The organism is Luteimonas sp. TWI382 (genome assembly GCF_039674545.1).
Lineage (GTDB): Bacteria > Pseudomonadota > Gammaproteobacteria > Xanthomonadales > Xanthomonadaceae > Luteimonas.
In genome coordinates, this window is record NZ_JBDJNS010000013.1 from 49728 (window position 1) to 71236 (window position 21509).

22 protein-coding genes are annotated in these 21509 nt (G+C 70.0%); 9 read left to right on the top strand and 13 right to left on the bottom strand.

Annotation, left to right across the window (positions count from 1 at the left end):
• Positions 1 to 25 precede the first annotated feature (25 nt).
• Genes yeiP through ABE505_RS10185 form a run of 3 tightly spaced genes read right to left on the bottom strand, consistent with a single transcriptional unit; the run spans position 26 to position 1954 of the window.
• A complete protein-coding gene (gene yeiP, locus ABE505_RS10175; RefSeq protein WP_346444355.1) occupies positions 26 to 592 on the bottom strand; it encodes an elongation factor P-like protein YeiP in 567 nt (188 codons plus the stop codon).
• 15 nt (positions 593 to 607) lie between these two features.
• Entirely contained in the window at positions 608 to 1180 is a 573-nt protein-coding gene (locus tag ABE505_RS10180) for a retropepsin-like aspartic protease (RefSeq protein ID WP_346444357.1), read from the bottom strand.
• A 3-nt stretch (positions 1181 to 1183) separates the two neighbouring features.
• Positions 1184 to 1954: an SDR family oxidoreductase gene (locus tag ABE505_RS10185; protein ID WP_346444359.1), complete on the bottom strand. Its 771-nt coding sequence runs from the start codon at positions 1952 to 1954 to the stop codon at positions 1184 to 1186.
• A gap of 258 nt (positions 1955 to 2212) precedes the next feature.
• Between ABE505_RS10185 and ABE505_RS10190 the strand changes: the two genes are divergently transcribed.
• From ABE505_RS10190 to ABE505_RS10200, 3 genes are read left to right on the top strand one after another with little or no spacing between them, the layout of a single operon-like run.
• On the top strand, positions 2213 to 2458 hold the full coding sequence (locus tag ABE505_RS10190; RefSeq protein ID WP_346444361.1) for a FeoA family protein: 246 nt from the start codon (positions 2213 to 2215) through the stop codon (positions 2456 to 2458).
• Positions 2455 to 4308: a ferrous iron transporter B gene (locus ABE505_RS10195; RefSeq protein ID WP_346444363.1), complete on the top strand. Its 1854-nt coding sequence runs from the start codon at positions 2455 to 2457 to the stop codon at positions 4306 to 4308. The genes ABE505_RS10190 and ABE505_RS10195 overlap by 4 nt, the downstream gene beginning before the upstream one ends.
• Positions 4309 to 4316: 8 nt before the next feature.
• Positions 4317 to 4541, top strand: a complete 225-nt coding sequence (locus tag ABE505_RS10200) for a DUF6587 family protein (RefSeq protein ID WP_346444418.1) — start codon at positions 4317 to 4319, stop codon at positions 4539 to 4541.
• Positions 4542 to 4574: 33 nt separating this feature from the next.
• Here the strand turns inward: ABE505_RS10200 and ABE505_RS10205 are convergent, their stop codons facing one another.
• From ABE505_RS10205 to ABE505_RS10230, 6 genes are all read right to left on the bottom strand, one after another.
• Positions 4575 to 4871, bottom strand: a complete 297-nt coding sequence (locus ABE505_RS10205; protein WP_346444365.1) for a hypothetical protein — start codon at positions 4869 to 4871, stop codon at positions 4575 to 4577.
• A gap of 266 nt (positions 4872 to 5137) precedes the next feature.
• Complete coding sequence (locus ABE505_RS10210; RefSeq protein ID WP_346444367.1) at positions 5138 to 5515, bottom strand: hypothetical protein; 378 nt, start codon at positions 5513 to 5515, stop codon at positions 5138 to 5140.
• A 1-nt stretch (position 5516) separates the two neighbouring features.
• Entirely contained in the window at positions 5517 to 6059 is a 543-nt protein-coding gene (locus ABE505_RS10215) for a polymer-forming cytoskeletal protein (RefSeq protein WP_346444369.1), read from the bottom strand.
• Positions 6060 to 6435: 376 nt separating this feature from the next.
• Positions 6436 to 6795 carry a hypothetical protein gene (locus ABE505_RS10220; RefSeq protein ID WP_346444371.1) on the bottom strand — a complete coding sequence of 120 codons (360 nt, stop codon included), beginning with the start codon at positions 6793 to 6795 and terminating at the stop codon, positions 6436 to 6438.
• 159 nt (positions 6796 to 6954) lie between these two features.
• The gene (locus tag ABE505_RS10225; protein ID WP_183426352.1) at positions 6955 to 7290 is read right to left on the bottom strand and encodes a hypothetical protein; all 336 of its coding nucleotides are present in this window, start codon (positions 7288 to 7290) and stop codon (positions 6955 to 6957) included.
• A gap of 125 nt (positions 7291 to 7415) precedes the next feature.
• Entirely contained in the window at positions 7416 to 8591 is a 1176-nt protein-coding gene (locus tag ABE505_RS10230; RefSeq protein WP_346444373.1) for an acetyl-CoA C-acyltransferase, read from the bottom strand.
• Positions 8592 to 8775: 184 nt separating this feature from the next.
• Here ABE505_RS10230 and ABE505_RS10235 point away from each other — a divergent pair, with 184 nt between their 5' ends.
• Positions 8776 to 11595 (top strand): S8 family serine peptidase, encoded by a 2820-nt coding sequence (locus ABE505_RS10235; RefSeq protein WP_346444375.1) that lies wholly within the window; start codon positions 8776 to 8778, stop codon positions 11593 to 11595.
• Between the two features lie 461 nt (positions 11596 to 12056).
• On the opposite strand, the gene ABE505_RS10240 is transcribed toward ABE505_RS10235, so the two are convergent.
• Complete coding sequence (locus ABE505_RS10240) at positions 12057 to 13157, bottom strand: Glu/Leu/Phe/Val dehydrogenase (RefSeq protein ID WP_183426350.1); 1101 nt, start codon at positions 13155 to 13157, stop codon at positions 12057 to 12059.
• A gap of 289 nt (positions 13158 to 13446) precedes the next feature.
• Positions 13447 to 15009, bottom strand: a complete 1563-nt coding sequence (locus ABE505_RS10245) for a phospholipase D family protein (RefSeq protein WP_346444378.1) — start codon at positions 15007 to 15009, stop codon at positions 13447 to 13449.
• Positions 15010 to 15167: 158 nt separating this feature from the next.
• Here ABE505_RS10245 and mltG point away from each other — a divergent pair, with 158 nt between their 5' ends.
• From mltG to ABE505_RS10265, 4 genes are read left to right on the top strand one after another with little or no spacing between them, the layout of a single operon-like run.
• Positions 15168 to 16328 (top strand): endolytic transglycosylase MltG, encoded by a 1161-nt coding sequence (gene mltG / locus ABE505_RS10250; protein WP_346444380.1) that lies wholly within the window; start codon positions 15168 to 15170, stop codon positions 16326 to 16328.
• The gene (gene tmk, locus ABE505_RS10255; protein WP_346444382.1) at positions 16325 to 16966 is read left to right on the top strand and encodes a dTMP kinase; all 642 of its coding nucleotides are present in this window, start codon (positions 16325 to 16327) and stop codon (positions 16964 to 16966) included. Before mltG ends, tmk begins: the two co-directional genes overlap by 4 nt.
• Positions 16963 to 17898, top strand: a complete 936-nt coding sequence (locus tag ABE505_RS10260) for a DNA polymerase III subunit delta' (protein ID WP_346444384.1) — start codon at positions 16963 to 16965, stop codon at positions 17896 to 17898. Before tmk ends, ABE505_RS10260 begins: the two co-directional genes overlap by 4 nt.
• A gap of 22 nt (positions 17899 to 17920) precedes the next feature.
• Positions 17921 to 18280 carry a PilZ domain-containing protein gene (locus tag ABE505_RS10265; RefSeq protein WP_183426345.1) on the top strand — a complete coding sequence of 120 codons (360 nt, stop codon included), beginning with the start codon at positions 17921 to 17923 and terminating at the stop codon, positions 18278 to 18280.
• Positions 18281 to 18313: 33 nt separating this feature from the next.
• On the opposite strand, the gene ABE505_RS10270 is transcribed toward ABE505_RS10265, so the two are convergent.
• A complete protein-coding gene (locus tag ABE505_RS10270) occupies positions 18314 to 18574 on the bottom strand; it encodes a hypothetical protein (protein WP_346444386.1) in 261 nt (86 codons plus the stop codon).
• A gap of 74 nt (positions 18575 to 18648) precedes the next feature.
• Between ABE505_RS10270 and ABE505_RS10275 the strand changes: the two genes are divergently transcribed.
• Positions 18649 to 19227: a TetR/AcrR family transcriptional regulator gene (locus tag ABE505_RS10275; RefSeq protein ID WP_346444388.1), complete on the top strand. Its 579-nt coding sequence runs from the start codon at positions 18649 to 18651 to the stop codon at positions 19225 to 19227.
• Between the two features lie 43 nt (positions 19228 to 19270).
• On the opposite strand, the gene ABE505_RS10280 is transcribed toward ABE505_RS10275, so the two are convergent.
• Positions 19271 to 21340 (bottom strand): 3-hydroxyacyl-CoA dehydrogenase NAD-binding domain-containing protein, encoded by a 2070-nt coding sequence (locus ABE505_RS10280; protein WP_346444390.1) that lies wholly within the window; start codon positions 21338 to 21340, stop codon positions 19271 to 19273.
• Positions 21341 to 21509 lie beyond the last annotated feature (169 nt).

Sequence of the window (21509 nt, forward strand, 5' to 3'; positions counted from 1 at the left end):
CAACGGCGCGACCCGAGCCGGAAAATCAGTCCGCGCGTCCGCCGAACTCGCCGGTCGTGGTGTTGACCCAGACGCGCTCGCCGTTGCCGATGTACTCGGGTACCTGGATCTCGATGCCGGTGCTGAGCTTGGCGGGCTTGGGCCGCTTGGTCGCGGTGCCGCCCTTGAGTTCGGGCGGGGTGTCGACGACTTCGAGTGCCACGCTCTGCGGCAGTTGCAGGCCGACCGGCGCATCGTCGATGACCTGGACATAGCAGCCGCCCAGGCCTTCGGTGATGTAGCCCGCCCCGTCGCCGACGACATCGGCGTCGAGGGTGTAGGGGGTGAAGTCTTCGTCATCCATGAACACGAAGGCGTCGCCGTCCTTGTACGAGAAACTGGCCTGGCGCCGGGCCAGATCGACCTCGCGCAGGTCGTCGTCGCCGTCGAAGCTCGCATCGAGCTTGTTGCCGCCGGGCACGCTGTACATGGTGAAGCGGAAGCGCACATTGCCGCCGCGGCCTTGCGGCGAGCTGCGTTCGATGTCGCGGATCTGGTAGACCCCGCCGTTGTGTTCGACCACGTTTCCTTTCTTGACGTCGTAGGCTTTCATCGGTGTCTGCGTTGTTCAGTGGGAGACGGATGCCGCGGGTGCGGCGGGATTGCGGAGGTGCAGCCGCAGGTTCGGGTAATCGATCACCGCCTGGCCGCGGTCGAGGACGTCGGCGCCGAGCACGCCGTCGATCGTCGGCAGCCCGCGTTGCGAGAAGGCAGTGGTGACGTGGTCGAGTGCGAGAAAGTGCGCGGTGAAATCGTCGTCCCGGTACTCGCCGATCGTCAGTCGGCTGCCTGGCAGGGTCTCGATGGCGAGGTTGCCGGCACCGGCGCCGGTCGCCTGCAGCCCGCCTGACGCATCGGCCTGGCGTCCACCGGCAAAGCGCGCTTGGCGCGCCCGGTCGATGACCGTCCGCCCAGCGCCGGTGTCGATCAGGAAGGTGCCGGCGACCCCGTTGATGCTGACTTCGACCGCGAGATGCGCCGCGCCATAGCGCCGCATCGGGATCGTGTCGTAGCCGCGCGCGGCGAGCAGGCCGGTGAGCGCGCCCGCATCGGCGGGCGCCGCGTCGCCGGCATGGGCCGGCGCCAGCGACAGCAGCGCGAGCAGCAGGCCCGTGGCCAGGCCGGGCGACGAAACGGACATCGCTTACTTCGGCGCCAGCCGGACCGCGCCGTCGAGGCGGATGGTCTCGCCGTTGAGGTAGCGGCTGGCCAGGAGGTGGGCGACGAGGTCGGCGAATTCGTCCGGTCGGCCCAGGCGCGAGGGGAACGGGATCGAGGCCGACAGCGACTGCTGCACCGCCTCGGGCATGCCGTCGACCATGGGGGTCCAGAAGATGCCCGGCGCGATCGTGTTGACGCGGATGCCGAAACGCGCGAGTTCGCGCGCCATCGGCAGCGTCATGCCCACCACACCGCCCTTGGACGCCGCATAGGCGGCCTGGCCGATCTGACCTTCGTACGCGGCGACGCTGGCGGTGTTGACGATCGCGCCGCGCTCGCCGTCCTCGCCGGGCGCGTTGTGCTGCATGACCGCGGCCGCGGCCTTGGCGACGTTGAAGCTGCCGACCAGATTGACCATCACCGTGCGGCTGAAGGTCTCCAGCGGCATCGGCGCCTCGCGTCCGAGCACGCGGCCGGCGCCGAGGATACCGGCGCAGTTCACCGCGGCATTGAGGCCACCCAGAAACGCGTGCGCGGCCTCGATGTTGGTCGCGACCCCGGCCTCGTCGGTGACGTCGGTGCGCAGGTAGCGTGCGCGATCGGCGCCCAGCGCCTCGACCGCCTCGGCGCCCTTGTCGTCGTTGACGTCCAGCAGCGCGACACGGCCGCCATCGGCGACGATGCGATGGGCGACGGCCAGGCCGAGGCCGGAGACCCCACCGGTGACGATGGCGCGGACGGAATCGGGGAGCATGCGCGATCCTTTCGAAACGAAAGCGCGCAGTCTAACCGCTGCGCCCGGGCACGATGGCGCGCGGACGCAGGGCCACGCGCCTGCGCCCAGGCGCGTGACGTGGCGTCTGTGGGCCGAGCCTCGAGCGCGGCCGGAGTGCGGGGCACTGCGTTGCGCGGGCGAAACAGACCCAGGCATGACGGAGGGTGGGGCGGGCGCCTGTGTCGCGGTCGCGCGGGAGTAGAATCGCGACCCATTCCCATTCGCACCGGACCTGCCTTGAACCTCTGCCAGCTGCCGCCGCGCACCCCGGGCCTCGTCGATGCCGTCCAGGCGGTCGGCAGTCACGATCCGATCGCCCGCCGCCTGGGCGAACTGGGCTTCGTGCCCGGCGAGTCGGTCGAGGTGGTTGCGCTGGCGCCGTTCGGCGGCGACCCGTTGCTGGTGCGCGTGGGCTTTACCCGCTTCGCGCTGCGTCGCAGCGAGGCCGCGCGCGTCCAGGTCCACGCTGGCGACGCGGCATGACCACGGCGGCCATCCCGCGGCTGGCCCTGGTCGGCAGCCCGAACGCCGGCAAGACGGCACTGTTCAACCTGCTGACCGGCAGCCGACAGAAGGTCGCCAACTACGCCGGCGTCACCGTCGAGCGCAAGGAGGGGCGGATGCGCGGCCCCGATGGCGCGCACTGGGCGCTGCTCGACCTGCCCGGCGCCTACAGCCTGCAGCCGGCGAGTCTGGACGAGCAGATCACCCGCGACCTGTGCCGTGGCTTCTATCCAGGCGAGCCGGCCCCCGATGTGTTGGTCTGCGTGGTCGATGCGACCAATCTGCGGCTGCACCTGCGTTTCGTGCTGGAGCTGCGGACGCTGGGCCGGCCGATGGTGGTGGCGCTGAACATGGCCGATGCCGCGGCACGGCGTGGTATCGCCATCGATGTCCCGGCGCTGGAGGCCGCACTCGGCGTGCCCGTGGTCGAAACCGTCGCCATCCACCGCGACGGCGCGCAGGCGCTGCGCCAGCGGCTGGCCGACACGGTCGCAAGACCGCGGCCGCCCTCGAGCGGCGACGCCGAAGGCGACCTGCACGCCCAGGTGCGTGCGCTGCTGGCGGCCACAGTGAGCATGCCGCGCCGGACCGCACGGATCGACGATGCCTTCGATCGCTGGCTGCTGCATCCGGTATTCGGCCTGCTGGCGCTGGCACTGGTGATGTTCCTGATCTTCCAGGCCGTCTACGCCTGGGCGACGCCGTTGATGGACATGATCGATGCCGGCACCTCCGCGCTGGGGGCCTGGGTGTCGGCGACCTTGCCGCCCGGTCCGCTGACCAGCCTGCTCGCCGACGGCATCATCGCGGGCTTGGGCGGCGTGATCGTCTTCCTGCCGCAGATCCTGATCCTGTTTCTCTTCATCCTGGCGCTGGAGGAGTCGGGTTACCTGCCGCGCGCAGCGTTCCTGCTCGATCGGCTGATGAAGGGCGCCGGGCTGTCGGGCCGATCGTTCATCCCGCTGCTGTCGAGCTTCGCGTGCGCGATTCCCGGGATCATGGCCACCCGCTCGATCCAGGACCCGCGCGACCGGCTGGCGACGATCATGGTCGCGCCGCTGATGACGTGCTCGGCGCGGCTGCCAGTCTATGCGTTGCTGATCGGTGCGTTCATTCCGCAACGGCAGGTCTGGGGAGCGCTCAACCTGCAGGGGCTGGTGCTGTTCGCGCTGTACATGGCCGGCATTTTGAGCGCGTTGGCGGTGTCGTTCGTGATGAAGCGCTGGCGCCGCGATCGCAGCGAGCATCCGCTGCTGCTGGAGCTGCCGTCCTACCGGCTGCCGCATCCGCGCGATCTGGCGATCGGCCTGAAGGAGCGCGCGATGATCTTCCTTCGGCGTGTGGGCGGGATCATCCTCGCGCTGACCGTGCTGCTGTGGGTCCTGCTCTCGTTCCCGGCGCCGCCCGACGGCGCCACCGGGGCGGCGATCGAGTACAGCCTGGGTGGCCGCCTCGGCCATGCGCTGGCGCTGGTGTTCGCGCCGCTCGGCTTCAACTGGCAGATCTGCATCGCGCTGATCCCCGGCCTGGCCGCGCGCGAAGTCGCCGTCGCATCGCTGGCGACCGTCTATGCACTATCGGCCGCCGACGATGCCGCCGCAGCCCAGGCGCTGACGCCGATCATCACCGACGGCTGGTCATTGGCGACCGGTCTATCGTTGCTGGTGTGGTTCATCTATGCGCCGCAATGCATCTCGACCTGGGCGACGATCCGGCGCGAGACCGGCTCGTGGCGGCTGATGGCGATCAATGCCGGCTACCTGTTTGCGCTGGCCTATCTGGCCTCGCTGCTGACCTACCAAGTGGCGCGTGCGCTGGGGGCGGGGTGAGCGCGGACCTGCAACTGGCGCTGCAGTACGCTGCGGTCGCACTGCTGGTCGCGGTCAGCGGCTGGATCGTGCTGAAGAAGCAGGCGCCTGCGACCGCACGGCGCCTGCGTATCGCGCTGGCGGTGCCGCTGGTGCGGCCGGGACGGCCTGCCTGGATCCGGGCGCTGGGGCGGCGCATCGCGCCCTCACCGCGCGGCGGTGCGAGCTGCGGCGGCTGTGATGGCTGCGGTTGAATCCGACGGCTGTGCTCGCGGGCGGGGCCGGGATCAGGCGCCCTGCTCGAACGCCTCCAAAGTGCATTCGAGATAGTCGATGGCCTCGGCGCGATGCGCCGGGGGCACCGTGGTCCCAAGCTGGCTGCGGCCATCGCGCAGGGCCACGTACGCGCCAAGCTGATCACCGCCCCAAAGGAAGTCCAGCACCACGATGAAGTCGTCGGCCTCGGCGCGGTGCCATGCGGCAGCGCCGCGCAGCGGCGCGAGCATGCGCACAAGCGCTTCGACGTTCTCCGACGCGCTGAGCATCGCGATCCGGCACACGCCGGTCGCGGCGTCGTAGGCCATCGGCGGCATTCCCAGGGCAGGGTCGCGCTGCCAGGCCTCGATGATGTCTGCGACCCGACCAGCATCCACATCGGCGAGCAGGCCTGCCGGCACGCGCCCCGTCGCCGGCCAGTCGATGCTGATCGAACCAGGTCTGCCAGTCGCCGAAGGCAGACGGCTGGGCAGGCGCGGCCGCCAGGAACGCCTCGAACGCGCCGGGTGCGAAGCTCAGGCGAGCATACAACGAATACGGTTCGGACATTCGGCGTGCTGCTCGATCGCGTGGGTCAGTGCCGGCCGCGGCGGTTGGGGCTGCGTCGCATGTCGCGGGTGGGCACGACTTCGACGGCGAGGCTGAAGCTGCGTTCGTCGCCAGCGAACAGTGCGCCGACGCCGACGACCTGGCGGTTGAGTTCCTTGCCGGCTTCGTCGCGGATGACCAGCACCACCGAGTACTCCCAGGCGCCACCTTCGGGCGGGTGCCGGATCGTGCCCTCGACCTGCAGCGCGGTGGTGGCGTCCTGCGTGCCGATGCTGGTGGAGGCATCGGCATCGAAGCGCAGATAGTGCCGGCACGCCGGGCAGCGCGCCGAACTTTCGAGGATCGTGGTCTTGCAGTGCGGGCAGACGCGGGTCGCGCCTGCCGCACCGGTGCGGGGATCCATGTCAGACGCGATCGGACGCCGCTGCATCCTGGCTGCGGGAGGCGCGGCGTTCGTCGCCCTTGACCTCGCCCCAGCCGCACTCGACATGCCCGCGGATCTTCGAACCGGCGGCCACCGTCAGCGAGCCGGCCTTGAGGTCGCCGGTCATCACCGCCGAGGCGCGCAGTTCGACCAGCGAGGCCGAATCGATGTTGCCGTCGAGTTCGCCCGACACCAGCACCTGGTTGGCGCGCACGCCGCCGTTGAGCTTGGCGCCATGTTCGATCGTCAGAGTGCCCTGGACGTTGACGTCGCCCTTGAAGCGGCCCGCAATGCGGACATCGCCCGAGCCCTCGATCTTGCCCTCGATCGTCAGATCGGCCGCGATGATCGATTCCTTCGCAACGGGCGCCGGCGCGCTGCGCGGCTGTGGCATCGGGGTCGGCGTCGCGAAGTCGGCGACGGCGGGCGTCACGTCGCGGACCGGCGCAGGCGAAAGCGCGGCGTCATTGCCGGGAGCGGGCGGATCCTTCTTGGCGGAACCGGAACTTGGAAAAATAGCCATGTCGCGCGTTACCTCGGAGATGGACGGGGCCGCCCGATGCACCCAACGGGCCGGTCCGCGCCGCCGGGGGACGACGCGGAAGGCCGAGACTAGCACGCACTTTGGCGCAGGCGACGGGCGAGCGCCGGCCTCGTGTTCACTCGACAACCACCGCGAGTATCGGCCGCTACGGGGCGTGTTCCGCACCGCCAAGGGCGCGGGCGCTCCTGGTGGACGGCGCGCGCGCGCCGGCATTTGGCTTACTCATCGGCCGTCCGTCGGCAGGCGCTGGCCAGCACGCATCGATCTGGGCGTCCCTCCATCATTTGAACGCGTGGCCAATCCGCCAACGAAAAGCCCGCCTTGCGGCGGGCCCGGGAACGACATCGCGCAGGACTCAGCGGTCGGCGCGTTCTTCCATGCGCTCGCCGGTGTTCTCGATCGCTTCGCCGGCACGCTGGGTCGCGCGGCCCGTGGCGGCGGCAGCCTCGCGGGCGGCGGCTTCGGAGCGCGCCGCGGCGTCGTCGGCGGCGACCTGGGCGCGGTGCATCGCGTCCGACGAGGCGGCAGCGGCGGCATCGGCGCCTTCGCGCGCGGCCTCGCCGGTCGCCGACGCGGCATCGGAGATTGCGCGGCCGGCATTGTCGGCGGCAGCCGAGGCTTCGGCACGCTCGCGCTCGGCATCGGCGCTGTGGTTGTTGCAGGCGGCCAGCGTCAGGGCGGCGATCGTCGTGGCGGTCAACAGAGTGAAACGCATGGCAGGTCTCCTGTGGGCAAGTACGGAAGACGGAGCGTGAATGCGTCGATGTGAGCGCGATGGCAAGGCCGGGCAGTGCCCGACCATGAAAAAAGGCCGCCGGGACACCCGGCGGCCTTCTGCAATTCGACACAGTGGCGCGAGGGCCACCACGTGGAATTACGGTGCGACTTCCTGCGCTGCGTCCTTGGCGTCTTCGGCCTTGGTCTCAGCGTGGTCGGCAGCGTCGGCGGCGTGCTCGGCAGCAGCGTCGGTGCCAGCAGCGGCGGCGTCGGCAGCAGCCTCGGCAGCGGCGTCGGCAGCAGCGGCGGCGTCGTCAGCGGCGGTCTGCGCGGTGCCAGCGACGGCCGGATCGGTCGTCTCGTTGGCAGCGGCCTGCGCGTCGGCAGCCGCGTCAGCAGCGCCTTCGGCCGAGCTGTTGGCCTGATCGGCGTTGCTGCAGGCAGCCAGCGCAAAACCCATAGCCAGGGCAAGCAGAGCCTTGTTGATCGTCATTGTGTCTTCCTCGTCTGAAAGTGTGGGCAACGCGCTAAATGCGCGCCGGCAACATCATGACAAGCCGCGAACAGCTGTCAAGCGGGAGTTCGTGGTTTTTTCGTAAAAATCACGTTAACCGAAGTTCACGCCATTTCGACGGCAATTGCGGTCGCTTCGCCGCCACCAATACAAAGTGAAGCGACTCCGCGACTTAGGCCGCGCGCCTTGAGCGCGTGGACCAGCGTCACGATCAACCGCGCGCCGCTTGCGCCGATCGGATGGCCGAGCGCCAGTGCGCCCCCATTCACATTGAGGCGGTCGTGGGGGATGCCCAGATCCTTCATCGGCGCCATCGCGACGTTGGCAAACGCCTCGTTGACCTCGAACAGGTCGACATCTTCGACCTTCCAGCCCGCCTTGTCGAGAACATTGCGGATCGCGGTCACCGGCGCGGTGGTGAACCATTCGGGCGCCTGCGAATGGCGGCCGTGGGCGACGATGCGCGCCAGTGGGGTCAGGCCTCGCGCGGCGGCCTCGTCGGCCGAGGTCAGCACCAGTGCGGCGGCGCCGTCGGAAATGCTCGACGAGCTCGCCGCGGTGAGCAGGCCGTCCTTGCCGAAGGCCGCGCGCAGGGTCGGGATCTTGTCGACCTGGATGCGTCCGGGCTGCTCGTCGGTGTCGAAGCTCGCCTCGCCCTTGCGGGTCTTCACCACGACCGGAACGATCTCGTCCTTGAAGGCGCCCGACGCGATCGCATGCTTGGCCCGGGTCGCGCTCTCGACCGCATAGGCGTCGAGGTCCTCGCGGCTGAAGCCGTACTTCTCGCTGGCGATGTCGCCGAACACGCCCATCGCCTTGCCGTCGTACGGGTTGGTCAGGCCGTCCCAGGCCATGTGGTCGAGGAACTCGGCGCTGCCATAGCGGATGCCGGTGCGTGCGCCGGGCAGCAGATGCGGCGCATTGGTCATCGATTCCATGCCGCCGGCGACGACGACCTTGGCGGTCCCGGCCTTGATCATGTCGTGGCCGTACATCACCGCCTGCATGCCCGAGCCGCAGACCTTGTTGATGGTCACGCACCCGGCCGCGTCGGGGATGCCAGCCGCGCGCGAGGCCTGACGCGCGGGGGCCTGGCCCAGGCCGGCCGGCAGCACGCAGCCGACGACGGTCTCGTCGACCTGCTCGGGCGCCACGCCGGCCTGCTCGAGCGCGGCGCGGATGGCCGCTGCGCCCAGCGTCGGCGTGGGAACGCCAGTGAACTGGCCGAGCATGGACCCGATGGCGGTGCGCTTGGCACCGACGATGACGATCTCGGTCATGAGGCGAAACTCCGTAGCATGCGATCGGGCGATTATCGCATCCGGCCACGGGAATCGGCACCCGGCCGACTGGGATTGGCCCCGATGGCGGGATTGGACATTTGCGCGTATAGAAGCATGCGCAGGGGAAGCAGGCGCCGGCGTGGCCGCGCGCGACGATCGATCAACGGGAGAGGGGTGCAGGATGTCGGATTCGAGGATCGTGCGGGCGCCGCAGACCATGCGTCGCGCCGTGCTCGCCATGGCACTGGGCAGCGCGCTGGCGGCCTGCGGCGGCGGGTCGGGTGGCGGGATCGTGCTGCCGACACCACCGCCGCCGGTGATCTCGCCCAATCCGCCGCCGACGGTGGTCGAGCCGCCTGAGCCGGCCTATAGCCGGCATCTGGCCGACACCGGCGCCTGGACCGCGCACGACGCCGGCTATACCGGCCGTGGTGTGCGTATCGGCTTCCTCGATAGCGGCGTCAACCGCAAGCATCCGGCGTTGCGTGATCGGGTGGTCGCCAACCTGGTCTACGTCGGTCGGGACAACAACCTGTCGGTCGACGATGTCGCCGGGCATGGCACAGCCGTCGCGCAGGCTGCGGCGGGGCGGCCGTTCGGCGCCTGGCCGGGCGGCGTGGCGCCCAATGCCGAGATCGTCTCGGCGCGCATCATCAACGACAAGCCACCGGTCGACGACGGTTCGGGCAATGGCAACCCGGTGACCGGGCGCATCGGCGTCGAGGCGATCCATGCCGACCTGATCCGCCGCGATGTGCGGGTCATGAACAACTCCTGGGGCGGGCTGTACATCAGCGGCGACAATGCAGCGCGCGAGATCGCCAGCGAGTACCGCCCATTCGTGATCGGCCACGGCGGGCTGGTGGTCTTCGCCTCGGGCAACTCGAAGCGCGCTGATCCCTCGGATCTTGCCGCACTGCCGAGTCAGCGCGGCGCCAACGGCAGCACGCCCGGCGCCGATCTCGAACGCGGCTGGCTGACCGTGTCGGCGCTCGCCGAGAACAGCACCACGCAGTTGGCCGATTACTCCAACGCCTGCGGCATCGCGATGCGCTATTGCCTGGTCGCGCCCGGTACCGTCGTCGTCACCGGCACCGACGACGCGCCCAACCGCCCCGAGTACTGGAAGTACAGCGGCACCTCGCTGGCCGCCCCGCTGGTCTCGGGCGCCGCGGCGCTGGTCTGGGAAGCCTTCCCGTATTTCGACAACGACCTGGTGCGCCAGACGATCCTCGGCACCGCCACCGACATCGGCGCGCCGGGTGTCGATCCGGTGTTCGGCTACGGCGCGTTGAACGTCGCCAAGGCCGTGGGCGGCCCCGCGAAGTTCGACTGGGGCGATGTGACCGTGAACTTCACTGGCACCTCGACCTGGCGCAACGCCGTCACCGGTGCCGGCGGGCTGGTCAAGCGCGGCAGCGGCACGCTGCAACTGGACGGGCTCATGGACTATCGCGGCGCGACGCGTGTCGACGGCGGTACGCTGTCGTTTGCCGGCACGGTGCCGGGGGCGGCGACCGTGTCGCCTGGCGCCGCGCTGCGCTTGGGTGGCGTGCGCATCGGCGGCACGCTGGTCAACAACGGCACGGTCGCAGTCGCCGGCAACTTCGGCAGGCGGACGATCGTCGGCGATTTCCAGCAAGGCGCGGGCGGGCGGCTGGCGTGGCAGATCGGTGCGCCCTTGCAGGTGACCGGGAGCGCCTGGCTGGCCGGCGAACTGCAGGTGACCGGCATCGTCGGCGGCTACGTCCACTCGGCGCGCGAGATCGTGATCCAGGCGATGGACGGGGTCACCGGGACCTTCGGCAGCTTGACCCGCGGCCCGGGCGTGTTCCTCGACGCCACGCTCGGTTACGACGCCAACCGGGCCTGGCTCGACATCGCTCGGCTCGACGTCAGCGCAACGGCGATGTCGATGGCCGGCATCACGGCGCAGGGGCAGGGCGCGGCGGTCCGCGTCGAAGGCGCGTTCTCGCGCATCGATGCGCAGAACGCCGCCGGCGTGCCGGTCGCCGAAGGCTTCGTGCGCGCGGCGGGGGCGTTGCAACAGGTGCAGGACGAGGCGCGCGCGCTCGCCGCGCTCGACAGTCTGTCCGGTACGCAGCACGCTGCGGCGCTGTCGGCGACGTTCGACAATGTCGACATGACACGCCGCCTGGTCGCCGACCGCGTCGGTGCGCTGGCGGCCAATGCGGCAAGTATCGGGGTGTGGAAGGACGCCCTGGGACAGGGCGGCCGCGGCGGATTCGCCCGGGACGGCTTCACCGTCGACGGTTGGAGCCTGGGGCGCGATCACGCGCTCGGTGACGGCCTGGTGGCGGGATTCGCGTTCGGCGAGCTGCGCGGCGACGGCATCGCACGCAGTCGCGGCGATCGCAGCCGCGATCGCCAGACGCAGGCCCAGGCCTATCTCGCGCGGACCCTCGGCGCCGGCTACGCGATGATGCAACTGGGCAGCGGCCGCTTCGATCGCGACCTGCAGCGCACGCTGTTGACTGGCGCGATGCCGCAGGGGGTCTCGACCCGATACGCGGGTCATTACACCCAGGCGGCGATCGAGGCCGGCCGTCACTGGCGGATCGGTGCGGCCGAGATCGGACCGTATGCCGGCGCCGAGCAGGTGCGGCTGCGCAGCGACGGCTTCGACGAACTCGGCGGCGACGGCTTCGGCCTGCGCAGCGCCGGCTGGTCGGCGCAGCGCACCCAGGCGATCGCCGGCGTGCGTGCGCGCTGGGACGGACCCGGGTTCTCGCTGCACGGCTACGGCGAATGGCAGCAGACGCTGTCGGCCAGCGGCTTCGACCTGCAGGCGAGCTTCACCGGCATCGAGGCCTGGGCGCCGATCGCGGGGCTGGATCCGGCACGCTCGGGCGGCCTGTTCGGCGTCGGACTCGACAGCCGGCTGACGCGCCGCTCGCTGCTGGGGCTGGGCCTGGACCAGCGCTTCGGCCCGCGCGGCGCCGACCGCATGCTGTCGCTGCGCTACGCCTACGGCTTCTGACCGGATCGGGGCGGCGCGCGCGATTGCATTCGGCCCCGTTCTTTCGGATCGCCGGATACGACGATGGGGCCGAAGCCCCATCGTCTTGTACCGGGTTCTTTGCCGAAGTCATCAGAAGCGCTCCGCACAGAGCGGACTGCCGGTCGGTGGCCGCGTTAAGCGCGCCATGGGTGAGTCCGCTCTGCTTGCGTGGCATGCCGCGCGAGTGGACGAACGCACGGCGCGCTGCGCCGGGCCGGACCGATCCGCACAGCGGAGCGGGCGCGCGGCCGAGTCAGGACAGGGTGAGCCTGGATGGCTTGCGCGGCATTGCCGCGCATCCAGGTGAACGCCACGCGTGCTTCGCGTGGCCGGACCGCGAAGCGGCCTGGCCGAGGGAAGAGCGGCTTCCGGCCGGCAGGCCGCTGCCCAGCCGAAGTGGAACTCCCATTTCTGAAGCGCTTTGCTCTACTTCAACCGCCTCAGGCGCCGCGGACGCGGCCCTGGAAACGCGGGGCGGCGCGACCGAGCGGCAGCTTGAGCTTGCCGATGACCTCGATGCGCTCCTCGGCCAGGCGGTCGGCGGCCCGGTAGGTCGGAATGCCGTCGCGCTCGGCGATCTCGAAGATGCGCGTGAGGTTGTGGTAGATCGTGCGCATCATGCGCATCGCACGCTCGCGGTTGTAGCCGTCGATCTCCAGCGACACGTTCATCACGCCGCCCGCGTTGACCGCGTAATCGGGCGCGTAGAGGATGCCGCGCTGCTCGACTTCGTCGCCGATCGCATTGTTGGCCAACTGGTTGTTCGCCGCGCCGCAGATGATCTTGGCCTTCAGGCGGGGCAGGGTCTTTTCGTTGACCGTGCCGCCGAGTGCGCATGGCGAATAGACATCGGCATCGACATCGTAGATCTCGTCCAGGCCCACGGCCTCGGCACCGTACTCGCTGACCGCGCGTTCGACCCGCTCCTTGTTGATGTCGGTGACGAAGATCTTCGCGCCGCGCTCCTTGAGCAGCTTCACGAACTCCAGGCCGACATGGCCCAGGCCCTGGACCGCATAGCTGTAGTTGCCGACTTCCTCGTTGCCGAACTTGCGGTTCAACGACGCCAGCAGGCCCTGCAGCGTGCCGTAGGCGGTGAACGGCGACGGGTCGCCCGAGCCGCCATGGACCTGGTGCACGCCGGTGACGTACTGGGTCTCGCGGTAGACGAACTCCATGTCGTTGACATCGATGCCGACGTCCTCGGCGGTGATGTAGCGGCCGCCGAGCGACTCGACGAACTGGCCGAATGCGCGGAACAGACCCTCGGACTTGTCGGTGGCCGGGTCGCCGATGATCACCGCCTTGCCGCCGCCGATGTTCAGGCCGGCGACCGCGTTCTTGTAGGTCATGCCGCGCGACAGGCGCAGCACGTCATTGAGCGCGTCCTGCTCGGATTCGTACGGCCACATGCGCGTGCCGCCCAGCGCCGGGCCCAGCACCGTGTTGTGGATCGCGATGATCGCCTTCAGGCCGACGTCCTTGTTGTGGCAGAACACGATCTGCTCGTGACCGGTGGTGTCGAGGTGCTCGAAAATCATTCAATGCTCCGTCGCGGGCGATCGCCCGACGCATGGTTGGCTGGAGGCGGCATGGGGCCAGCAGGTGGGCCCGTACGTCCGTCTGCGGACGTCCGCGGACGCCGTCTGTCCGGGAACGCCGCATTTTACGCACCTCCTCCCCGGAAAGGGTCGCGCCCACCCGCGCGAGGCGGAAAACACCGCGGTATCAAGCGCTTGCGTCTGCGTCATCGGGTTGCCGCAGGTGTTGCAGTGCACCACGCGGCCGGCGTGTGGGCGCAGCGCTGGCGCGCTCGCCGACCGCGCACGGTCACAGCTGCGATTCGATCGGCAGCCAGCGCACCAGCGCTGCGATCGCGCGCTGTCGCCGGGTGGCGTCGGGCTCGCTGTCCAGGGCGGCTGGCGGGTCGCGCGTGCGGTCGAGCCAGCGCAGCCGGCCCTTGCTGTCGAGATAGACCCAATAGCTCATGTCCGGGTCGGCGAAGTGCAGGTACTCGTCGCGCAGCGCCGCGCCCAGGTCCGGGTCGTCGAACAGCACGCCCATTTCGGTGTTGAGATTGGCCGAGCGCGGGTCGAGGTTGAACGAGCCTACGAAGCCGCGATGGCCATCGATCAGCACCGCCTTGGTGTGCAGGCTCGCCCCGCTGCTGCCGAACAGGCTGCTGGCGGCCTTGGCGTAGGCCTGGCTGCGGGTCTCCAACAGATGCACGCCGCCTTCGAGCAACGGCTTGCGATAGCGCGCGTAGCCGCCGTGCACGGCCACGACGTCGTTGGCGGCCAGTGAGTTGGTGACCACCGACACATGGACGCCGCGGTCGGCCAGCGCGACCAGGCCCTCGGTACCATTCCCGCCGGGGACGAAGTACGGCGAGATCAACAACGCACTGCGCTTGGCTGCGCCGATCTGGCCGACCAGATGCTCGACCAGCCAGTTGCCGCGTTCATCGCCGCGCCACTTGATCGGCGGATCGGAGAGGATCCGGATGTCCTCGCTCCAGATTGGCGTCAGCTCCTGCGAGAAGTAACGGCGTACGCTGGGCGAGATGTCCATCGCATCGAGGAAACGGCGTGCCTCGGGGCTGCCGGCCTCGTCGCGGATCCGCGCGAGCACCGCGCGCAGCGTGTGCGGCGGCTTGCGATTGAGCGCAGCGATCGGCACCGCGGCCTCGCTGTTCCAGAAGTCGTCGAAGATCGCGCTGGCCTCGGCGACTGCGGGACCAAACACGGCGACGTCGAGGTCGTGGAAGTTGAATGCTTCGGCGGCGCTGAAGTACTCCACGCCGATGTTGCGCCCGCCGACCACCGCCAGTCGCCCGTCGGCGATCCACGCCTTGTTGTGCATGCGATGGTTCACACCCCAGGCGCGCTGGATCATTTCCAGCACCCGCAGCGGCCCGCTCCGATTGCGGAACGGGTTGTACACGCGCAGCTCGATGCGCGGATGGGCGTCCATCGCCAGCAGCGTGGCGTCCATGTCGCCCACACCCACATCGTCGAGCAGGATCCGGACCCGGACGCCGCGCTCGGCCGCTTCCCAGGCCTCGTTGGCGAGCATGCGGCCGGTCAGGTCGTCGTGCCAGATGTAGTACTGCAGGTCGAGGCTGCGTCCGGCCTGGCGTGCAGAGATCGCACGCGCGGCGTAGGCATCGATGCCGTCGGGCAGCATGATCGCGCCGGTCTGGCCCGGGTGGCGGGCGAGCAGCGGCGTCAGTTCGCGGTCCAGTGCGGTCGCATCCTCCGACAGCGGCAGCGTCGTGCTCGGCACCCCGGTCGCTGGCGGCATCAGCCGGTCGGCGACGAACACACTGCTGACCGCCATGACCAGCAGCGTGAACACACCCCAGGCGAGGATTCTCTTGACGCGCTTCTTCATCGAGGGATGGCGGCGGGAAGGCCGGCTAGGATCGCAGAAGTCGCGTCGCTGCCGCGCCATGGCCGTCCTGCGCGGCCGATCGCGGCCGCAGGTCACGCCCTGCACGGGCGCCACGGTATCCTGACGTCCCGATTCGGAACCGACGGCCTTCGCCGCCCATGACCCCACCTGTGAAACGCCGCTGGCGCGGCCTCGGCCTGCTGTTCGTGCTCTCGGCGCTGCTGGCCGGTGCCGGCGCCTATCTGCTCTACGACCGCTACACCGGCTTTGCCGACACCCCGCTGTCTGGCATCGAGGACGGTCGCACGTTCACCGTCGAGCGCGGCGATTCGTTCCAGCGCGTGCTCGCGCGGCTGCGCGAGACCGGCGTGGTCGAAGGGCATGCGCTGGAATGGCGCATGCTCGCGCGCCAGCTCGGCGCCGACGCCAAGATCCAAGTCGGCGAGTATCCGCTCGACGCCAAGACGACCCCGCGCACGCTGCTGCTGCGGATGCGCGACGGCAAGGTCATCCACCACCGTTTCACGATCGTCGAAGGCTGGAACATGCGCGAACTGCGCGCTGCCCTCGCGCGCGCCGAACTGCTGGCGCAGCGCGTGCCCGAGCTCGACGACGCGCGCCTGATGGCCGAACTCGGCCTAGAAGGCGTGCATCCCGAAGGCCGCTTCCTGCCCGAGACCTATCTCTACACCCGCGGGGACACCGACCTGGACGTGCTGGCGCGGGCCAATGCCGCGCTCGAGGCTGCGCTCGACCGCGCCTGGGAGACGCGCGACCCGGGCCTGGCGCTCGAGGACCGCGAGCAGGCGCTGGTGCTGGCTTCGATCATCGAAAAAGAGACCGGCGTGCCCGAAGAGCGCCCGCAGATCTCCGGCGTCTTCAACCGCCGGCTGCAACTGGGCATGCGCCTGCAGACCGATCCCACGGTGATCTACGGCATGGGCACCGCGTACACCGGCAATATCCGGCGCCGCGATCTGCAGACCGATACGCCCTACAACACCTACACCCGCGACGGCCTGCCGCCCACGCCGATCGCGATGCCCGGCCAGGCCGCGATCGAGGCGGCCACGCACCCGGCGCCGGGCGACACGCTGTACTTCGTCGCGGTCGGCGATGGCAGTGGCCGCCATGTGTTCTCGCGCAGCTACGCCGAGCACAACGCCGCGGTCCGCGAGTACGTGCGGCGCTATCGGGCGCGCTTCGGTGGCGGCGATGCGAGCGCCGGCAGCGCCGCCCAGGCCGCCGCCGGCGACGAGACCCTGCCGCCGAACGAGGCGGAGGTCGAAGCCGCGACCGGCGAGGAGGTGCGGCCGTGAGCGGGCTGCGGTCGTATCCGCGTTTCGTCACGATCGAAGGCGGCGAAGGCGCGGGCAAGACCACGGTGTTGCGCGCGCTGTGCGCAGCGTTGCAGGCCGACGGCAGCGAGGTCGTGTGTACGCGCGAACCCGGCGGGACGCCGCTGGCCGAGATGATCCGTGGCCTGCTGCTCGATCCGGGGCACGAGCCCGCACGCCCGGACACCGAACTGCTGCTGGTGTTCGCCGCGCGCGCCCAACACGTGGCCGAGACCATCGTGCCGGCGCTCGAGCGCGGCGCCTGGGTGATCAGCGATCGGTTCACCGATTCGAGCTACGCCTACCAGGGCGGCGGGCGCGGATTGGAGGTTGCGCGGATCGCCGCGCTCGAGCGCGACTATGTCGGCATCGAGCCGGCCCTGACCCTGCTGCTCGACCTGGGCGTGGCACAGGGCCGCGCGCGTGCGCGCAGTCGCGACCCGAGTCCGGACCGCATCGAGTCCGAGCAGGACGCGTTCTTCGAGCGGGTACGCGCGACGTTCCTGCACCGCGCGCAAACGCATCCGGCGCGGTTCCGGGTGATCGATGCCGCCCGGCCGGCCGATGCGGTCGCCGCCGACGCCGTGCACGCGCTCCAGGTCCTGCAGGTGTCGGCATGAGCGCCGGCGTGGCCGACTTCGCCCCCTGGCAGCAGCGCATCTATGCGCACACCCTCGCCACGCTCGATGCGCAGCGGCTGGGCCATGCGCTGCTGTTCTGCGGGCCTGCGCTGCTGGGCAAGCGCGCAGTCGCCGACGCGCTGGCCGCGCATGTGCTCGGGGCCGACCGCGAGCCGCGCGTCGCGCAGTTGCTGGCCGCGGGCAGCCATCCCGATTTCCATCCAGTGTCGTTCGTGCCGACCAAGGACGGCACCAAGCTGCGCACCGAGATCGTCATCGAACAGATCCGGGGCCTGTCGGACAAGTTGTCGCTGACGCCGCAGTACGGGCAGGCGCAGGTCGCGATCGTCGATCCGGCCGACGCGATCAATCACGCGGCCTGCAACGCGCTGCTCAAGACCCTCGAGGAGCCGCAGCCCGGTCGCCATCTGTGGCTGGTCGCGGCCAACCCGGCGCGGTTGCCGGCGACAATCCGCAGCCGTTGCCAGCGCATCGAGTTCCGCCTGCCGCCGCGCGACGAGGCGCTGGCGTGGTTGGCGGGCAAGGGCTACGCGCAGGACGACGTGGTCGAGGCGCTCGATGCGGCGAAGGGACACCCGGGCCTGGCGGCCGACTGGCTCGCTGGCGGTGGCATGCAGTTGCGCCGCGAGGTCCATCGCGATCTGGCCGGGCTGGCCAAGGGCGAGCTGCCGGCCGTTGCGACCGCGCAGCGCTGGGCCGGCGACGAGCAGGCCGTGGACCGGCTGCGCCATGCGGCCGATCTTGCGCTTGCGCGCGCGGCCGCCTTGACCGACCCGACGGGAATCGCGAAGCTCGCGGCGTGGTTCGACGCGGCCAACCGCACGCGCGATCTGCTCAGGACCACCGTCCGCGCGGACCTGGCGATCGCCGAACTGCTCCAGGGATGGCGCAGCGCCGCTGGCCGTCCATGACCACAACCGGGGAATCGAATCGATGAGCGCTACCGGAGCCGCCGCGCGCCAGGGCATCCTGTCGCTGACCATCAAGGACAAGGCGGCGCTGTACAACGCCTACATGTCCTATCTCAAGCAGGGCGGGGTCTTCGTGCCCACGACCAAGCGCTACTTCATCGGCGATGAGGTCTTCCTGCTGCTGACGCTGCCCGAGTCGAGCGAACGCCTGCCCACCGCAGGCAAGGTGGTGTGGGTCACGCCGGCTGGCGCCCAGGGCAACCGCGCGGCCGGGGTCGGCGTCCAGTTCGCCGACACCCCCGAGGGCGAAGCGCTCAAAGGGCGGATCGAGACCTTGCTGGCCGGCGTGCTGACGTCGGAGAAGCCGACCCACACGATGTAGTGCGATGGCGCTGGGCGTGCGGCGTGGCCGCCTTCAGCGCGCGTCGGCGACCAGCGCGCGCAGGGCGGGGTGGCGGATCTGCATGACATCGAACAGACCGGCGGCGCGCAGATAGACCGCGCGGCGCAGCAGCTCGTCCTCATAACGGCGCCGCAGCGCTTCGTCGTCGTCCTCGTCGATCGCCAGGCGCGCGAGTTCGACGAACTGCTCGACCCAAGACAGCGCCGCGTAGGCATCTGCGGCAGTGACGTTGGCGCTGTCGACAAGCGCAGGTCGCGGATGAAGGGAGGTCATCACGTTGAATCCTTGACTGTACCGGCTGGACGGTATCGTCTAGACTTGTGGGCTCGTCGTCAAGCCCGGCAGCCATGACCCGAAAACCCCGCAGCGATGCCCGCGCCCGCATTCTCGACGCGGCCCTGGCCGTGTCCCAACAGGTGGGCGCGGCCCATCTCACGCTCGATGCCGTGGCGGCCGAAGCGGGCGTCAGCAAGGGCGGCCTGCTGTATCACTTCGCCAGCAAGGACGCGCTGTTGCGCGCGATGGTCGAACATCACCTCGACGAGCACCGCACGACGCTCAAGGCGGCGATCGCGGAGCAACCGGCCACGCCTGGTGGCTACCTGCAGGCACTGGTGCAGGCACATCGCGCAGAACGCAAGGAAGGCTTGCACGAGCCGCACGCCACCCGCTCGTTCATTGCCGCGGCGGTCAACACGCCCGAGCTCATGGAGGAGCCGCGGCGGTTCTCGGGCGAACAGATCGATCAGCTGCGGCGGCTCGGACCGCGGTTTCCCGAGGCCATGATGGTCATGCTCGCCTTCGACGGGCTGTTTTTCGGCGAGACCTTCGAGATGCTCGCCTTGACGCCATCCGAGCGCGAAGCGGTCGTGCAGGCGATCGCCGATCGCGCCGCAGCGATCGCGGCAGCCGCCGACGGCGCGTGACGCCGACCAGGCGCTCGGCCCGGTCTCGATCGGTCCGGCAGGCTCAGCCGGCGCGTAGCGCCGCGGCGTCCCAGCCCGGTCGCGGCGCGAAGCGGTCGCCGTGGCGCGCCTGCAGCGTCCGCAGGCGTTCGAGCACCGCATCGACCCCAGTCTCGCGGATGTACTGGATCGGGCCACCGCGGAACGGGGCGAAGCCGGTGCCGAAGATCACGCCGGCATCGAGCAGGTCGGCATCGGCGACGACGCCGTCGTGCAGCGCGGCGACTGCCTCGTTGAGCAGCGGCAGCACCAACCGGTCCTGCAGATCCTCGGGCGCGCGATAGTCCTTCGGCAGGTCGGGCTTCTTCGGCTTGCCGTCTTCCCACGTGTACAGGCCCTGGCCGTCCTTCTTGCCGCGCTTGCCGGCCTCGGGCGGCGTCGCCAGCGAAGCGGGAATCTGCAGGCCGAGGAACGGCGCCAGTTCCTGTCCCACGCCCGAGGCGATGTCCAGGCCGACGGTGTCGATGAGCTCGATCGGCCCCATCGGCATACCGAACGCCACCGCTGCGCGGTCGATTGCCGCCCCCGGGATGCCTTCGGCGTACGCGGTCGCGGCCTCGAGCATGTACGGAAACAGCAGCCGGTTGACCAGGAAGCCCGGCGTGCCGGCGACCGGCACCGGCAACTTGTCGATCGCCTTGCAGAACGCCGCCAGCCGCTGGATCGTCGCTTCGGCGACGCCGTCGTGGTGGACGATCTCCACCAGCGGCATCGACGCCACCGGGTTGAAGTAGTGCAGGCCGGCGAACTGCGCCGGGCGTTGCACGTGGGCGCGCAGCTCGTCGAGCGGGATCGACGAGGTGTTGGTGGTCAGCAGCGCATCGGGGCCGAGCTTGGGTTCGACCGTCGCGTACAAGGCGCGCTTGGCCTCGGCGTTCTCGATGATCGCCTCGATGACCAGGTCGGCCTCGGCGATCCCGTCACCGGCCAGATCCGAGCGCAGCCGGGCGGCGACTTCGGGACGCTTGGCTTCGTCGCGGACCTTCTTCTCGAACAGCTTGGCCGCGCGCGCCTGCGCCTTGTCGATGAATCCCTGCTCGCGGTCCTGCAGCGTGACCTCCAGGCCCTTGTAGGCCGACCACGCGGCGATGTCTCCGCCCATCACGCCGGCGCCGACCACGTGCACGCGGCGGATCGGGGCCTGCTGCGCGCCGGCCTTGCCGCTCAGGCCCTTGAGCCGTTCCATCAGGAAGAACACGCGCGTGAGGTTGCGCGCGGTCGAGGTGCCGGCGAGCTTGACCACCGAGCGGCGTTCGGCCGAGAGCAGGGCGCGGGTATCGCCGGACGCGCGCTTCCAGGTCTCGACCAGCGCGTAGGGAGCGGGGTAGTGCGCCTTCCTTGCCTTGCGTGCGACCTGCTTGAGCAGCACCGGGGCCAGCGCCTGGCGCACCGGCCACAGATTGGTCAGCCGCGCCAGCGCGCGCTGCTTGAGCGGCCGCGTGGTGCCCTTGAGCGCGAGCGCCGCGGCTGCATCCACCAGCAGCGCCGGCTCGACGACCTTGTCGACCAGGCCGATCCCGCGCGCGGCCTTGGCCGACAACGCGCGTCCGGTGAGCATCATGTCGAACGCGGCCGGTGCACCGACCAGCCGCGGCAGGCGTACGCTGCCGCCCCAGCCGGGATAGATCCCGAGTTTGACCTCGGGCAGGCCGATCTTGGTCGAGGAATCGTTGCTGGCGACGCGATAGTCGCAGGCCAGCGCGATCTCGGTGCCGCCGCCCATGCAAAAGCCGTGGATCGCGGCGACGGTCGGGCAGGGCAGCTCGGCCAGGCGCTGGAACGTGGACTGGCCGCGGCGGATCGAGTCGCCGATCGTGCCCTTGGCATCGAATGCCTGGAATTCGCGGATGTCGGCCCCTGCGATGAAGCCCTTGGCCTTGGCCGAGCGGATCACCAGGGCCTTGGGCGGGTCGAGCGCCAGGCGTTCGAGCAGCGTGTCCAACTCGATGAGCACATCCTGGGCGAAGGTGTTGACCGACTCGCCTGCGCGGTCGAACGCGAGCACCAGGACACCGTCATCGCGCGATTGCGCTTGCCAGTGGCTGAAGCGAAGCCCGTCGAGGCCTGCAAGCATACGGCACCATTCTTTAGAGTACGGAGGTGGGTCCTATGATCCCGAGGTCGCTTCCGTGCCGTCAAATCGTGCGGCCGGCTTGCGGAACGTCGGTCGTGGCCCCAGGACATGCATTCTTTGGTGCGGCGACGATGCCATACCCGTCGTGACGGAACTTTTCGCGCGACCG